General features: G+C 62.0%; 11 protein-coding genes. 10 read left to right on the forward strand and 1 reads right to left on the reverse strand.

What is annotated here, in order from left to right; genetic code table 11:
* Nucleotides 1–8 precede the first annotated feature (8 nt).
* The 5 genes from ACQY1J_RS06435 to ACQY1J_RS06455 all read left to right on the forward strand — a co-directional run bounded on the left by ACQY1J_RS06435 (nt 9) and on the right by ACQY1J_RS06455 (nt 6,685).
* Nucleotides 9–1,850: a sensor histidine kinase gene (locus tag ACQY1J_RS06435; protein WP_430250986.1), complete on the forward strand. Its 1,842-nt coding sequence runs from the start codon at nt 9–11 to the stop codon at nt 1,848–1,850.
* Nucleotides 1,847–3,226, forward strand: a complete 1,380-nt coding sequence (locus ACQY1J_RS06440; RefSeq protein WP_430250987.1) for a sigma-54-dependent transcriptional regulator — start codon at nt 1,847–1,849, stop codon at nt 3,224–3,226. The genes ACQY1J_RS06435 and ACQY1J_RS06440 overlap by 4 nt, the downstream gene beginning before the upstream one ends.
* Before the next feature lie 237 nt (nt 3,227–3,463).
* Nucleotides 3,464–4,447, forward strand: coding sequence for a tripartite tricarboxylate transporter substrate-binding protein (locus tag ACQY1J_RS06445; protein ID WP_062461492.1), 984 nt, complete (start codon nt 3,464–3,466; stop codon nt 4,445–4,447).
* 258 nt (nt 4,448–4,705) lie between these two features.
* Nucleotides 4,706–5,167 carry a tripartite tricarboxylate transporter TctB family protein gene (locus ACQY1J_RS06450; RefSeq protein WP_062461489.1) on the forward strand — a complete coding sequence of 154 codons (462 nt, stop codon included), beginning with the start codon at nt 4,706–4,708 and terminating at the stop codon, nt 5,165–5,167.
* Nucleotides 5,168–5,179: 12 nt separating this feature from the next.
* Nucleotides 5,180–6,685: a tripartite tricarboxylate transporter permease gene (locus ACQY1J_RS06455; RefSeq protein WP_062581938.1), complete on the forward strand. Its 1,506-nt coding sequence runs from the start codon at nt 5,180–5,182 to the stop codon at nt 6,683–6,685.
* Nucleotides 6,686–6,969: 284 nt separating this feature from the next.
* Here the strand turns inward: ACQY1J_RS06455 and ACQY1J_RS06460 are convergent, their stop codons facing one another.
* Nucleotides 6,970–8,058 (reverse strand): LacI family transcriptional regulator, encoded by a 1,089-nt coding sequence (locus ACQY1J_RS06460; protein ID WP_082471978.1) that lies wholly within the window; start codon nt 8,056–8,058, stop codon nt 6,970–6,972.
* 248 nt (nt 8,059–8,306) lie between these two features.
* On the opposite strand from ACQY1J_RS06460, the gene ACQY1J_RS06465 reads away from it, so the two are divergent.
* The 5 genes from ACQY1J_RS06465 to treZ all read left to right on the forward strand — a co-directional run bounded on the left by ACQY1J_RS06465 (nt 8,307) and on the right by treZ (nt 14,684).
* Nucleotides 8,307–9,563: an ABC transporter substrate-binding protein gene (locus ACQY1J_RS06465; protein WP_062581941.1), complete on the forward strand. Its 1,257-nt coding sequence runs from the start codon at nt 8,307–8,309 to the stop codon at nt 9,561–9,563.
* Nucleotides 9,564–9,763: 200 nt separating this feature from the next.
* Nucleotides 9,764–10,690 (forward strand): carbohydrate ABC transporter permease, encoded by a 927-nt coding sequence (locus ACQY1J_RS06470; protein ID WP_082471979.1) that lies wholly within the window; start codon nt 9,764–9,766, stop codon nt 10,688–10,690.
* Nucleotides 10,687–11,568: a carbohydrate ABC transporter permease gene (locus ACQY1J_RS06475; RefSeq protein WP_062461481.1), complete on the forward strand. Its 882-nt coding sequence runs from the start codon at nt 10,687–10,689 to the stop codon at nt 11,566–11,568. The genes ACQY1J_RS06470 and ACQY1J_RS06475 overlap by 4 nt, the downstream gene beginning before the upstream one ends.
* Before the next feature lie 6 nt (nt 11,569–11,574).
* Nucleotides 11,575–12,666, forward strand: a complete 1,092-nt coding sequence (locus ACQY1J_RS06480) for an ABC transporter ATP-binding protein (protein ID WP_092659538.1) — start codon at nt 11,575–11,577, stop codon at nt 12,664–12,666.
* A 134-nt stretch (nt 12,667–12,800) separates the two neighbouring features.
* Nucleotides 12,801–14,684 (forward strand): malto-oligosyltrehalose trehalohydrolase, encoded by a 1,884-nt coding sequence (gene treZ / locus ACQY1J_RS06485; protein WP_430250989.1) that lies wholly within the window; start codon nt 12,801–12,803, stop codon nt 14,682–14,684.
* Nucleotides 14,685–14,825: the final 141 nt, after the last annotated feature.

Consider the following 14,825-nt stretch of genomic DNA (forward strand, 5'->3'; position numbering starts at 1 on the left):
GGCATCTGGTGAGATACGCAATCCTTGCAGCGGCGGGCGTGGCGGTCATGATCGGTCTGGGCATCTATGTCCAGGGCGCCGGCATGATCGCGAGCGGCTACATGGAGGAGGCAAAGGCGCAGGCCAACACCACGCTGAGGCTTGCCGTTTCCGGTCTCGACGGGCACCTGAAGCGCTACGAGGCGCTGCCGGCGCTGATTGCCGACCAGCAGAATGTCGAGGCTTTCGTGCTCGATCCGTCTAACACAACCCTGCAGGCCGCCACCAACGCCTATTTGAAAGACACCAACGCGCTCCTCAAATCCTCCGACATCTATCTGATGACGATGGACGGGCAGACGATCGCTGCCAGCAACCATGACAGCGACGTCAGTTTCGTTGGCGAGAATTTTTCCTACCGTCCCTACTTCCAGGAAGCCGCGAAGGGCCGCCAGTCGCGCTTTTATGCGCTCGGCACGACGTCGCTCAAACGCGGCTACTACTTCTCGTCGCCGATCGAGATCGCCGGGGTGATCCGCGGCGTCATCGTCTTCAAGGTCGATATCGATCTGGTCGAGGACAGCTGGGGGAAGGGGACCGCCCAAGGCACCGAAGACCGCATCTTCGTTGCCGACCCCGAGGGCATCATCTTCATGACCAGCCGGCCGGAATGGCTCTATGCCACGACCCTGCCGCTGTCGCCGGGGCGCATCGCCCGCACCCAGACCTCGCGGCGCTATGCGGATGCGAAACTGCGCGAGCTGCCGGTGCGGCGCGGCGAATTCGCCGGTCACGAGGTGATGACGATTGCCGACAACGGAGGCGACCGGGAGTATCTCGTCGTGTCGCAACCGATGCCCGACGCCGGCTGGACCGTCAGCGTGCTGATGGATACCGGGTCCGTGCATGCGCAGGCAAAGACCACCGTCGCTGCCCTGCTTCTATCTTTGTGTCTCGCCGTCCTCGGGCTTGCGGTCATCCTGCAGCGCCGGGCGCGGCTTGCCGAGCGCATGCATCTCCAAGCGGAAGCGCAGAATGCGCTCGAACACCGGGTTGCCGAGCGCACCGCCGATCTTGCCCGCGTCAACGCCCAGATCGAGGAGGAAGTGGCCGAGCGCCGGGCGACCGAACAGCGGTTGCGCCAGACCCAGGCCGATCTCATCCAGGCCGGCAAGCTTGCCGGTCTCGGCCAGATGTCGGCAGCACTGTCGCACGAGCTCAACCAGCCACTTGCGGCCGCGAAAACCTATGCGGAGACGGCCGGCGTGCTGATGGACCTTAACCGCACGGAAGAGGCGCGCGACAACGTTAGACGCATATCGGCACTGATCGATCGCATGGCCTCGATCAGCAAGCATCTGCGCAACTTTGCCCGCAAGCCGAACGAGAAGCTCGGTGCCGTTTCGCTGCAGGAGGTGATGGACGACACGCTGGAAATCGTCGCGGCGCGGCTGAAGGCGGCCGATGCGGATCTCGTCGTCGACATCCCGGCGAACCTGCCGAAGGTGCGGGCCGGTTCGATCCGGTTGCAGCAGGTTCTGGTCAATGTCATCGGCAATGCGGCAGATGCTGTCGAGGGGCTAGCCGACCGGCGCATCGCCGTCTCGGCGTCGAGAACCCACGATACCGTCACGGTGCATGTGCGCGATGGCGGGCCGGGTGTGCCGGCGTCGATCCGCGAGCGCATCTTCGACCCGTTCTTTACCACCAAGGGCATCGGCAAGGGGCTCGGGCTCGGGCTGTCGATCTCCTACAACATCGTCAAGGATTTCGGTGGTAGCCTTTCCGTCACCGATGATCCCGATGGGGGTGCCGTGTTCACCATCGAGCTCGACATTGCCGATGAAAACCTGATGGAGGCTGCCGAGTGAGCGAAGCAAGGGATGCGGCGCAAAGGGTTTTGCTTGTTGACGACGAAGAGGAACTGCGCCGATCCACCGCCCAGGCGCTGGAACTGTTCGGGCTCTCGGTGCAGACCTTTTCCAATGCCGATCATGTTCTCGAACTTGCCGGTTTCGGCTTCGAGGGCGTTATCGTCAGCGATATCCGCATGCCCGGAACAGACGGCATGACGCTGTTGCAGCGGGTTCGTGAGCTCGATGCGGAAATCCCGATCATTCTCGTCACCGGCCATGGCGATGTGCAACTGGCGGTCAAGGCGATGCGCGAAGGTGCCTATGATTTCCTCGAAAAGCCGTTCACACCGCAGCATCTGGCTGGTGTCATCCGAAGGGCGCTGGATCGCCGCGCGCTGGTCATGGAGAACCGCCGACTGAAGGCGGTGGCCGGCAAGCGCGACGATCTGGAAACCCGCATGCCCGGCCGCACTCAGGTGATGGTTGATCTGCGCTACCGGATCCGCGCGATCGGCGCCACCGATGCCGATACGCTGATCATCGGCGAGACCGGTGCCGGCAAGGAAGTGGTGGCGCGAGCGCTGCACGATGTCAGCCCGCGGGCCAACCGGCCGTTTATCGCCATCAATTGCGCAGCCCTTCCGGAAACGCTGATCGAAAGCGAACTGTTCGGCCACGAGGCGGGCGCTTTTCCGGGCGCGATCAGGCCGCGCTACGGCAAGTTCGAACATGGCCGCGGCGGCACGATCCTGCTCGACGAGATCGGCTCCATGCCCTTCGACCTGCAGGCGAAATTCCTGCGCGTCCTTCAGGAGCGTGTGATCACCCGGCTCGGCTCGAACGAAACCGTGGCCCTCGACGTCCGCTTTATTGCCACCAGCAAGGTGGATCTGGAGGCGGAGGTCGCAGCCGGCCGGTTCCGTGCCGATCTCCTCTACCGTCTCAACGTCGCAACCATCCATGTGCCGTCGCTGCGGGAGCGTCGGGCCGATATCGCGCTCCTGTTTCTGCAGCTGGTTCGCGAAGCCTCCGCCCGCTACGGCCGTGACGATCTCGACGTGCCCGTTGACGTGATCGCGACGATCGGCGACCAGGCCTGGCCCGGCAATGTCCGCGAGTTGCGCAACGCCGCCGACCGGCTGGTGCTGGGTCTCGATCTTCCGTCGACAGATTCCAACGGCAGGCTTCGCGATCCGGCCGGGCGATTGGCCGACAAGGTGGCAGCCTTCGAGCGCAGCCTGATCGCCGGAGAAATTGCCGCGCATGGCGGTGCCCTGCGTCCTGTCTACGAATCGCTCGGCATTTCGCGCAAGACGCTCTACGAAAAGATGCAGAAACATGGGCTCGACAAGCGGCTGATCTCGGCCGACCAGATGCTGCAGGACGAATGAACGGGTGACGAAACACCTGCGAACCCCCGTGCTGGGTGGATTTCCACCCAGGCTTTGGCGCGATTGTTCCCTAATCCACCCATGCTGCATTGCACGCCAGCGATAAACTTAGCGGTGCTGCCTCCCGCCCGATTGCGGCCAGCGAAATCACCACTGCAAATGGCACCACGCTGGCGAGGGAGGACTGTCGCCAGCACTCAGTTTGCATGCTGATTTTCACGCTCGGGAGGACAATCCATGAAAATCGTCAACGCCATGATCGGCGCAACGGCTCTTGCCGCCATGTCGCTGTTTTCGGCTTCTGCCAATGCGCAGAGCTATCCGGAACGCCAGATCACGATGATCGTACCGTTTGCGGCCGGTGGCCCGACCGATACGGTTGCGCGTCTTGTGGCCGAATCCATGTCGCGCGATCTCGGCCAGCAGATCGTCGTCGAGAATGTCGGCGGTGCCGGTGGCTCGCTCGGTGCCGGCCGCGTCGCCAATGCGGAAGCAGACGGTTATACCGTCCTCCTGCACCATATCGGCATGGCGACCAGCGCCACGCTCTATCGCAAGCTCGCCTATGACACGCTGAACGCGTTCGAATATGTCGGCCTCGTCACGGAAGTGCCGATGACGCTTCTCGCCCGCAAGGACATGGAAGCCACCGATTTCAAGGGCCTGATCGAATACGCCAAGGCCAACAAGGACAAGGTGACGGTCGCCAATGCCGGCATCGGCGCTGCGTCGCATCTCTGCGGCATGCTGTTCATGAGCTCGATCGAAACGCCGCTCGTGACCGTTCCCTACAAGGGCACCGGCCCGGCCATGACCGATCTTCTCGGCGGACAGGTCGACATCATGTGCGACCAGACCACCAATACGACAAAGCAGATCCAGGGCGGCACGGTAAAGGCCTACGCCGTCACCTCCGCTGACCGCCTCGACATCCTCAAGGACCTGCCGACCGTCAAGGAAGCCGGTTATCCGCAGATGGAAGTGGGCATCTGGCACGGCATCTACACGCCGAAGGGCACGCCGAAGGAAGCCAACGACAAGCTGTCTGCGGCGCTTAAAGTCGCACTGAAAGACCCGAACGTCGTTGCCCGTTTCGGTGAACTCGGCACCAAGCCTTCACCGGAAGCCGACGCCACGCCTGAGGCGCTGAAGACCAAGCTGGAAAGCGAAATCGCCCGCTGGAAGCCGGTCATCGAGGCAGCCGGCCAGTACGCCGACTGATCTCTCGTCACGGCACTGCCCCTCACCCTGGCCCCTCTCTGGGCAGGGTGAGGAGTTCTGCTCGATCGGCCTTGGAGCCCGCAACCTTTCGTCCTTCTCCCCCGCGGGGGAGAAATTGCCGGCAAGCTGATCGCTCAGATCGACCGCTGATCGGCGCGAACGTCTGCAAGGACCCCACCGGCAAGCGACACTCCTGCTAGCGACCATGCCGACCCGCGGCGCAGATCCACAGAGCTCTTCCAATATTTCGGAGCCACCATGAATTCACTCAATATCGACAGGACCAATCTGGTCTGCGGGCTGGCGCTCATGCTGACCGGCCTGTTCTTTGCCTATCAATCGATCGAACTGGAACTCGGCACGGCGCTTCGCATGGGGCCGGGCTATTTTCCGTTCATCCTCGCCTGCGTTCTCGTGCTCTTGGGCGGCGTGATCGTCTTCCAGGCCATTCGCGTTCACGGCGAACCGGTGGGTGCGCTTGCCTGGCGCGGAATGGCCTTCATCCTGCCGGCACCGATCTTCTTTGGTCTCACCGTGCGCGGTTTAGGCTTCGTGCCGGCGATCTTCTTTACGGCGCTGATTGCGGCATTCGCCTCGCACAAGATGAAGCCGTTGATGGCCGTCATCCTGGCGGCTCTGCTCACGGTCTTTTCGGTTCTCGTCTTCAGCTATGGTCTTGGTCTGCCGTTCCGGCGGTTCGGGCCGTGGCTGGGCATGTAAGGGGCTCGGTTCATGGAATTATTCAACAATCTCGCCCTCGGTTTCTCCACCGCCACGTCGATCGAGAACCTGTTCTTCTGCCTCATCGGGGTGCTGCTTGGCACGCTGATCGGCGTCCTGCCCGGCATCGGCGCAACGGCGACGATCGCCATGCTGTTGCCGATCACCTTCCAGCTCGAACCCGTGTCGTCGCTGATCATGCTCGCGGGTATCTATTACGGCGCGCAGTATGGCGGCTCCACCACGGCCATCCTCATCAATATGCCCGGCGAATCTTCGTCGGCGGTCACCGCCATCGACGGTTACCAGATGGCGCGCAAGGGCAAGGCGGGACCGGCGCTGGCCATCGCTGCCATCGGATCGTTCTTCGCCGGCACGGTTTCCACCTTTCTTGTGGCGATCTTCGCGCCGCCGCTGACCTCGATCGCCCTGCAGTTCGGTGCGGCGGAATATTTCTCGCTGATGGTCGTCGGTCTCGTCTCGTCGATCGCGCTTGCTCACGGGTCGATCATCAAGGCGCTTGCCATGGTCTGCCTTGGCCTGCTGCTTGGCCTCGTCGGCACCGATATCTACACCGGCACGCCGCGCTTCACGCTCGGAATACGGGAATATGCCGACGGTCTGAACTTCGTCGCGGTCGCGGTCGGCGTCTTCGGTATCGCTGAAATCCTGCGCAATCTCGAAAGCGAAAAGACCCGCACCGTGCTGATGGCGAAGGTATCCAACCTGATGCCGTCGCGCGAGGACTTCAAGGCGATGGTCGGCCCCGTTCTGCGCGGCACGGCGATCGGCTCCATCCTCGGCATCCTGCCGGGCGGCGGCGCGATCCTTGCGGCATTTGCGTCCTATACGGTCGAGAAGAAGGTATCGAAACATCCGGAAGAATTCGGCCACGGCGCGGTCGCCGGCGTTGCCGGGCCGGAATCGGCCAACAATGCGGGTGCACAGACCTCGTTCATCCCGCTCCTGACGCTCGGCATTCCGGCCAACCCGGTCATGGCGCTGATGGTCGGCGCGATGATCATCCAGGGCATCGTTCCAGGTCCGAACGTTGCCGTCGAACAGCCGGCGCTGTTCTGGGGCATCATCGCGTCCATGTGGATCGGCAACCTGATGCTTGTGATCCTCAACCTGCCGCTGATCGGGTTGTGGGTAAAGCTTCTGACGATCCCCTATTACGTGCTCTTCCCGATCATCATGGCGTTCTGCGCCATCGGGGTCTACAGCGTCAATTCCAACGTCTTCGATCTCTATGCCGTCGCCTTCTTCGGTCTGCTCGGGTACGTGCTTTTGAAGCTGCGCTGCGAGCCGGCACCGCTTCTGCTCGGTTTCGTTCTTGGCCCGCTCCTGGAAGAAAACCTGCGTCGCGCAATGATCCTCTCGCGCGGCGACGCCACCACCTTCATCACCCGCCCCATCAGCGCCGGCCTGCTCGCGCTTGCCGCCATCGTGCTCATCGTCGTCTTCCTGCCAAGCGTCCGCAAGAAGCGCGAAGAGGTGTTTGTCGAAGAGGATTGAGGGGTGGCGGCTCTTACAGGCCGTCGCGGACGAGTATGAGTTGCCGGTAGATCTTGGGGGAGGAGGGGAAGCGTTTCCTCTCCTCCTCATCCCTGTGCCTGTCACAGGGATCCAGCCACGCGAAGTCATTCGCGTGAAAAGACCCTTCAGCGCCGCAGACGCGGCGCTACTGGATTGCTGTGACAAGCACAGGAATGAGGGGGCGGGGGTTGCGGACGCGTCGGCTGGGTTCCTGTGGCGAGCACAAAAATGAGGGGAGGTTGGGGCTGCCGAAGTCCCCTTCATTACACCGTCTGCAGCGCCTGCAGTTCCTCGACCGGCACCTCTCCACCCATCTGCTTCAGAAGCAGCGCGGCCATAAGACGACCCGCCTCCGCGAGGTCCTCGTAGATCGTTTCGATACGCGGGCGGACCTGGTCGAACAGGCCGGACGTCTGTTTGGCGACCAGGCGCACATCTTGGCCGATGATGCGGCCGGTGTCGTAGGCTGCCGACATCACGGCCATGGCGGAGACCTCGCCGCCGCAGATGAAGCCGTCGGGCGCGTCGTCGGCCGCCAGTCGTTCCGCCACGTGATCGCGGATCGCATCGGACTTGCTGTCGAGCGAGACACGGTCGGAAATCTCGAAGGCAACGCCTTCCTCGCGCACCGCCGTCATGAAGCCGTGGCGCATGTGATGGGCGAAGGTGAACTGGGCGGGCGGCAGGATGATGAACAGCCGCCGACAGCCAGCAGCGATCAGGCTTTTCGCGGCACGATAGCTAAAGGCGTAATTGTCGTAATCCACGTAAGGATGCGGCGTCGCAAGCTCGGTGCGGCCGTGGCACACGAAGGGAAAACCCTGTTCCATCAGGAATTTCACGCGCTCGTCGGCGGCTTCGGTGCGGCTGAACAGGATGCCGTCGGCCATCCGGTTGCGGACGATATGCTTGACCGGATCGATCTGCGGCGTGTCTGAAAAATGCGGCGTGATCACCAAGTGGTACCTGGTGCCGCGCAGGGCCGCACTCATGCCGCGGATCATCGATGTGCCGTAGCCGAGGATTTCCTCGTGCGGATCAAGGACGAGGCTGATCACGTTGGTGCGTCCGGTGCGCAACCGCTGCGCCGCGCGATCCGGCAGATAGCCGACATCTTCGGCCGCTTGGCGCACGCGGATGCGGGTTTCGAGCGCAATCTGGGGATCGTCGGAGAGCGCCCTCGACACGGTCGTGACCGCAAGCTCGGTCAGTTCGGCGACGGTCTTCAGCGTCGGTTTCTTCTGGGCTGTATCGCGGGGCAAGCGGTTCGCGTGCGGCCGCGCCGGGCGTCCCTGCTGCAGCGTATCCGGGTCGATGTCCTCACCCCGGTCATCCCGGTCGTCAAGCGGCATTCCTGTCTCCTCCAGCTCCCCTCCAGGCGCCCTGTTTGTATCGTTGCAAAACGCCGCAAATTCGGCAAGTGCAAATAAACTCTTCACCGTCGCAAACTGGAAATATCCCTTTTATCGTTTTATAACAGGGTGATACCGGATCTTTGACATCACTGAAATTCTGTCCGCTACGGGGTTGACACTTACATCAGTTATATCGTTATAAATCGATGTCCGGAGAGGAGCCCGGCTTTGAGGGAGATATTTCAATGACTATTCGTTTGATCGGCAAACTGGCCGCCGGTGCGGCTATGATTGCGCTGACCGCTGGCGCCGCAAAGGCAGCCGAACAGGTTGAAGTTCTGCACTGGTGGACGTCCGGCGGCGAAGCCGCGGCGCTCAACGTGCTCAAGGAAAACCTGGCCAAGCAGGGTATCGGCTGGAAAGACATGCCGGTTGCCGGTGGTGCCGGTTCTGCCGCGATGACGGCGCTGCGCGCCCGTGTGACCGCCGGCGATCCGCCGACCGCCGTCCAGCTGCTCGGCTTCGACCTGCGCGACTGGTCCGAGATGGGCGTTGCCGCCAATCTTGACGATCTCGCCGCCAAGGAAGGCTGGGACAAGGTCATTCCGGAAGCGCTGCAGGCGTTTTCCAAGTATGATGGCCACTGGGTTGCTGCCCCCGTCAACATTCACTCCACCAACTGGCTGTGGCTGAACAAGGCTGCCTTCGACAAGGCCGGCGGCAAGCAGCCGACGAATATGGACGAGCTGTTCACCATGCTCGACGCCTTCAAGGCGCAGGGCATCACCGCGCTCGCCCATGGCGGCGTTCCGTGGCAGGACGGCACCCTCTGGGAAGCCGTGGTTCTGTCCGTTGGCGGTCCTGATTTCTACAAGAAGGCCGTGCTCGACGCCGATCCGACAGCGCTGTCGGGTGATACGATGAAGAAGGTGTTCGACGATATGTCGAAGCTTCGCACCTATTTCGACCCGAACTTCTCCGGCCGCGAATGGAACCTCTCCACCGCGCTCGTCATCGAAGGCAAGGCCGGCGCTCAGGAAATGGGCGACTGGTCGAAGGGCGAATGGCTGCGCGCCAAGAAGACCCCCGGCACCGATTTTGTCTGCATGCGCTTCCCCGGCACACAGGGCTCCGTCCTGTTCAACGCTGACCAGTTCATGATGTTCGACGTGGGTGAAGAGCAGAAGGACGCACAGATGAAGATGGCATCCGCCGTCGAAGATCCCGCGTTCCAGATCGCCTTCAACACGGTCAAGGGTTCCGTGCCTGCACGGACCGACGTCTCGGACGAAAAGTTCGACGATTGCGCCAAGAAGGGCATGAAGGATCTGGCGGAAGCCTCGTCCAAGGGCACGCTGATGGGCTCGCTCGCCCATGGTTACGCCCAGCCGGCGGCCGTCAAGGAAGCCATGCTCGACGTCATCACCCAGCATCTGAATGGCCAGCTGACCACGGATGCCGCGCTGAAGCGCCTGCCGGAAGCGGTTGCTGCCGCGAAGTAGTCAAAAAGCAAAAAGACCCCGCCCCAAACCCCTCCCCACAAGGGGGAGGGGCTTAACCCAGCCGCACTGTCTGGGCCCGATTTGGTCGGTGGGTGCCCACAGGTTTTCTCCCCCCTTGTGGGGGAGATGGCCGGCAGGCCAGAGGGGGTGTTTTTGTTGGCGCACCTTCAAACGTCTCTATTCGCATCCGGAGATCCCCCATGACGACAATCGAACCGGCTCCGATGGTGACGCCGACCAGGCCGCGGCGGTCCATGGCCGATGGTTTGCGCAACGGCTTGCCGAAGCTTGTTCTGGCGCCGTCCTTCGCCATCATTCTGGTGTTCGTCTACGGCTTCATCCTGTGGACCGTCTATCTGTCGTTCACCACGTCGAAGATGATGCCGATCTACAAGTGGGGCGGGTTCGATGCCTATTACCGGCTCTGGTCGCAGCCCAACTGGTATGTGGCGATGCAGAACCTCGCCATTTTCGGCGTTCTCTACATCGTGCTCTGCACGGCGATCGGGCTTTTCATCGCGATCCTGATGGATCAGCGCATCCGCGCCGAGGGCGTTCTGCGGCCGATCTTTCTCTATCCGATGGCGCTGTCCTTCGTCGTGACAGGTACGGCCTGGAAGTGGTTCCTCAATCCGGGCCTCGGGCTTGAGAACACGATGCACAATCTCGGCTGGGAAAGCTTCAAGTTCGACTGGCTGGTCAACCCGAAAATGGCGATCTACACCGTCGTCATTGCCGGCGTCTGGCAGGCCTCGGGCTTTATCATGGCGATGTTTCTGGCCGGCCTGCGCGGCATCGACGGCGAGATCGTCAAGGCGGCCCAGATCGATGGCGCCTCAACGGTCTCGATCTATCGCCGCATCATCATTCCGATGCTGCGCCCGGTCTTCCTGTCGGCCTTCATCGTGCTCGCGCATATGGCGATCAAGTCCTATGACCTTGTCATCGCGCTCACGGGCGGCGGGCCGGGCAATGCCACCGAACTTCCGTCCACCTTCATGTATTCCTACACGTTTACCCGCAACCAGATGAATGTGGGCTCGGCCAGCGCCGTAATGATGCTGATGGGCATTACCGCGATCATCGTCCCCTATCTCTATTCCGAGCTTCGGGAGAAGAACCATTGAGCGCGATCCCTGAAAATGTCAGCGCGGGTTCCGTCCGCACCGTCCGCTATTTCATCTATGGCGCACTGATCATCCTTGCCGCCGTCTATCTGCTGCCGCTCTATGTGATGCTCACCACGTCGCTGAAGTCTCTTGATGAAATCCGCGGCGGCGACATGCTGGCGCTGCCGTCAGATCCGTCGATCGCCGCATGGGTCAAGGCATGGGGCGAGGCCTGCATCGGCGTCTCCTGCGTCGGCATCAAGGGCTATTTCTGGAACTCGCTGAAGATGGTGGTTCCGGCTGTGGCCATCTCGACGCTGCTCGGCGCGCTCAACGGCTATGTTCTCACCAAGTGGCGCTTTCCCGGCCACAAGCTGGTGTTCGGCATGATGCTGTTTGCCTGCTTCATTCCGTTCCAGGCGGTGCTGATCCCGATGGCGCGTCTGCTGGGTGCCATGGGCATGTCCAATTCCACCGCCGGTCTCGTCTTCGTCCATGTGGTCTACGGCCTCGGCTTCACCACGCTGTTTTTCCGCAACTATTACGAGGCGTTTCCGGACGAGCTGGTCAAGGCTGCGATGATGGACGGCGCCGGCTTCTTCAAGATCTTCTGGCGCATTCTTCTGCCAAGCTCCGGCCCGATCATCGTCGTCACGGTCATCTACCAGTTCACCAATATCTGGAACGACTTCCTGTTCGGCGTCTCCTTCTCGTCGGGCGAAGCATCGCCGATGACGGTGGCGCTCAACAACCTCGTTTCGTCTTCCACCGGCGTCAAGGAATACAATGTCGACATGGCCGCCGCCGTGTTTGCGGCATTGCCGACGCTGTTCGTCTATGTCGTCGCCGGACGTTATTTCGTGCGTGGCCTGATGGCCGGCGCAGTCAAGGGTTGATCCAACATGAGCTTTCTCGAGATCAAGAATATCCGCAAGAAGATCGGCAATGTCGAGATCCTCAAGGGCATCGACATCGATCTGGAAAAGGGTGGCTTTCTGGTGCTGGTCGGCCCGTCCGGCTGCGGCAAGTCCACGCTGCTCAACGCCATTGCCGGCCTGCTGCCACCGACATCCGGTGACATCGTCATCGATGGCGAGGTGGTGACGGACCTGCATCCGTCCAAGCGCGACATCGCCATGGTGTTCCAGTCCTACGCGCTCTATCCGAACATGACGGTGGAGGAGAACATCGCGTTTGCGCTGGAGATGCGCGGCATCGACAAGGCGGAGCGGGAAACGGCCGTCGCAAGCGTGGCAAAGACCCTGCAGATCGAGCATCTTCTGAAGCGCCGCCCGAGCCAGCTTTCCGGCGGCCAGCGGCAGCGCGTCGCCATGGGCCGGGCGCTGGTTCGCAAGCCGCGCGTGTTCCTGTTCGACGAACCGCTTTCCAACCTTGATGCGAAGCTGCGCGTCGAGGTGCGGGCGGAAATCAAGGCGCTGCACCAGAACACCAACGCCACGATCGTCTACGTCACCCACGACCAGATCGAGGCGATGACGCTTGCGACCAAGATCGTCGTCCTCAAGGAAGGCATCGTACAGCAGGTCGGAACGCCTGCCGAAATCTACAATCTGCCGGCCAATCTGTTTGTCGCCGATTTCATGGGCTCGCCGGCAATGAACATGCTGAAGGGCAAGGTCGTCTCCGGCGGCGTCGCCCTGTTCGGCGGTTCGACGACGGTTGCCGTGCCGCCAACAGTGACGTCTGCTTTGCCCGCGGGCAAGGATGTCATTCTCGGCCTGCGCCCCGAAGCGATCACCGATTCCGGCCTTGCCGATCCGACGGCGCATGCGATTGCATTCGTTGATGCGCAGGTAACTATGGTCGAGCCGACGGGCTCCGACACGTTCGTGACCGGTCGGATGGACGGGGTGAATTTCACGGGACGCGCTCGCGCCGAAGTACCGGTCACGCTTGGCCAGACATTCCGCTTCGCCTTCAATCTCGACAAGGCCGTCGTGTTTGATCCGGAAAGCGGCAACCGCATCGGCTAAGTCCATGATCGGGCCAGAAAATTGACTTGACAAAAGACAATTTTCCTATCCCGAATCCGGTCGTTACGGGGCAATAGGGAACTATTCCTGTCCGCCCCGTGTTTCCCTTGTGACTGAAACAAGGGAGAGATGCCATGTCGCTGACCCGCGATTTCACGCCCTACGATTCGCGCCGGACCGCTTCCGGCCACGTCTCGTCCGGCGCGCCCGTGCGCCGATCCTTCCCCAAATCCTGGGGTGCCGAACATGTCGGCGAAAACAGCGTTCTGTTCCGCCTCTGGGCGCCGGACATCGAGCGCCTGCGCCTCCGCATCGCCGGCCGCAACCGCGAAATGCTGCCGGCCGGGCAGGGCTGGTTCACGCTGACCGTCGAGGGCGTCGAGCCCGGCACGCCCTACCAGTTCGTCATGCCCGACGGTAAGGCCTTCGCGGATCCCGCATCGCGAGCGCAGGACGGTGGCGTCGATGGCCACTCGATGATCGTCGATCCGGCCTTCTACCGCTGGAACATGCCGGCCTGGAAGGGGCATGCCTGGGAAGAGGCTGTGATTTACGAGATGCATATCGGCACCTTCACGTCCGAGGGCACGTTTCGCGCCGCAGCGTCGCGTCTCGCCGACCTTGCCGATCTCGGCTTCACTGTCATTCAGCTGATGCCGGTCAGCGAATTTCCGGGCGATCGCGGCTGGGGCTATGACAGCGCGCTCCCCTATGCCCCGCACCACGCCTACGGTTCGCCTGATGACATGAAGGCTTTCGTCGATGCCGCCCACCGGGTCGGCCTGTCGGTCATGCTGGATGTCGTCTACAACCACTTCGGCCCGGCTGGAAACCTGATCGTCTCGAACATCCCGTCTTTCTTCGATCCGCAGTTTATCACGCCGTGGGGTCCGTCGATCAACTTTGCCCAACCAGCCGTGCGTGCTTTCTTCATCGAAAACGCGCTCTACTGGCTGGAAGAGTTCAATCTCGATGGCCTTCGCATCGATGCGGTGGACGAAATCCTGGATGAAACGTCAGAGAAGCACATTCTCGTCGAACTTGCAGAGCGCGTTCATTCCGAAACGACGGGTCGGCGGCGCCATCTCGTGATGGAGGACCATCGCGCCATCCTGCGCAACCCGGAGCGTGGCGGTACGCCGGATGCGTTTGTGGCCGGATGGAACAACGACGCCTACCACGCCGCACATGTGATCGCGACAGGCGAGGCCGTGGGCCATGCCGGACCTTTTGCCGCGCAGCCGGTCGCCAAGCTCGCCGCTTGCCTCGCGCATGGCGGCATGCCGTCGCAGGACGATGACGAGCAAGACGCGAGGTCAGACGCGGACGCGGGCGGATCTTCGCCGCTTACCTCGTATATCCACTTCCTGCAGAACCATGATCATGTGGGCAATCGCGCCCATGGCGAACGATTGATCTCCCTGTCGGAGCCGGGGCTTCTCGACGTCATGACTTCAATGCTGCTTCTGTCGCCGCAGGTGCCGATGATGTTCATGGGCGAGGAATATGGGGAAGTGCAGCCGTTCGCGTTCTTTGCCGATTACGAGGGCGACATCGCCATGACCACCTGGGCCAACCGGTTGATCGAGGCGGAAAAATTCGGCGGCCTGCCGGAAGGCGTCACAGAACCTTGGCAGTTGGACAATCCGAATGCGCCGGAAGCGTTCGAGAAATCTAAACTGCGCTGGGAGCGTCGCGACACGGCGGAGGGCTCTGCCGCCTACGGGAAGATCCGGGATCTGATCGGAAAGCGGCGCGAGCACCTGGTTCCGGGCCTTTCCGGCATGCCTCACAGCGTCGGTCGCGTTCTTGCCTCCGCGCCGGAGACGATCGCAATCGACTGGCAGCTGTCGGATCGTCTCGTGCAACTGCGCGCCAATCTGAGCGCGTCTGAGGTCGAAGCACCCGGCATTTCCGGGTTTGTGATCCACCGGGTGCCGGAAACCGTCCTTGCCGATGGAACTGGGCCGCTGGTCATGCCGGCAACGTCGCTGCTTGCGGCGATCTCGCGGCACTGAATATTCGAATATTCATCGGAAAGGTGACGGCCGCATCACCAAGTCCTTGGCCAGTGTTCCAAAAGCCGCTAGAACTCATGGCGTTGCTTTCAAAGCCAAGGGACGGGGCTAAGAATGGATCACCAGCGCGGCGGCTCTGCT

Source organism: Neorhizobium sp. DAR64860/K0K1 (assembly GCF_050500205.1).
Lineage (GTDB): Bacteria > Pseudomonadota > Alphaproteobacteria > Rhizobiales > Rhizobiaceae > Neorhizobium > Neorhizobium soli.

Bases quoted from the DNA above. Each gene is read 5' to 3' on its own strand.
- ACQY1J_RS06445 (WP_062461492.1), top strand. From the start codon at position 3,464: ATGAAAATCGTCAACGCCATGATCGGCGCAACGGCTCTTGCCGCCATG.
- ACQY1J_RS06450 (WP_062461489.1), top strand. From the start codon at position 4,706: ATGAATTCACTCAATATCGACAGGACCAATCTGGTCTGCGGGCTGGCG.
- ACQY1J_RS06455 (WP_062581938.1), top strand. From the start codon at position 5,180: ATGGAATTATTCAACAATCTCGCCCTCGGTTTCTCCACCGCCACGTCG.
- ACQY1J_RS06460 (WP_082471978.1), bottom strand. From the start codon at position 8,058: ATGCCGCTTGACGACCGGGATGACCGGGGTGAGGACATCGACCCGGAT.
- ACQY1J_RS06465 (WP_062581941.1), top strand. From the start codon at position 8,307: ATGACTATTCGTTTGATCGGCAAACTGGCCGCCGGTGCGGCTATGATT.
- ACQY1J_RS06470 (WP_082471979.1), top strand. From the start codon at position 9,764: ATGACGACAATCGAACCGGCTCCGATGGTGACGCCGACCAGGCCGCGG.
- ACQY1J_RS06480 (WP_092659538.1), top strand. From the start codon at position 11,575: ATGAGCTTTCTCGAGATCAAGAATATCCGCAAGAAGATCGGCAATGTC.
- treZ (WP_430250989.1), top strand. From the start codon at position 12,801: ATGTCGCTGACCCGCGATTTCACGCCCTACGATTCGCGCCGGACCGCT.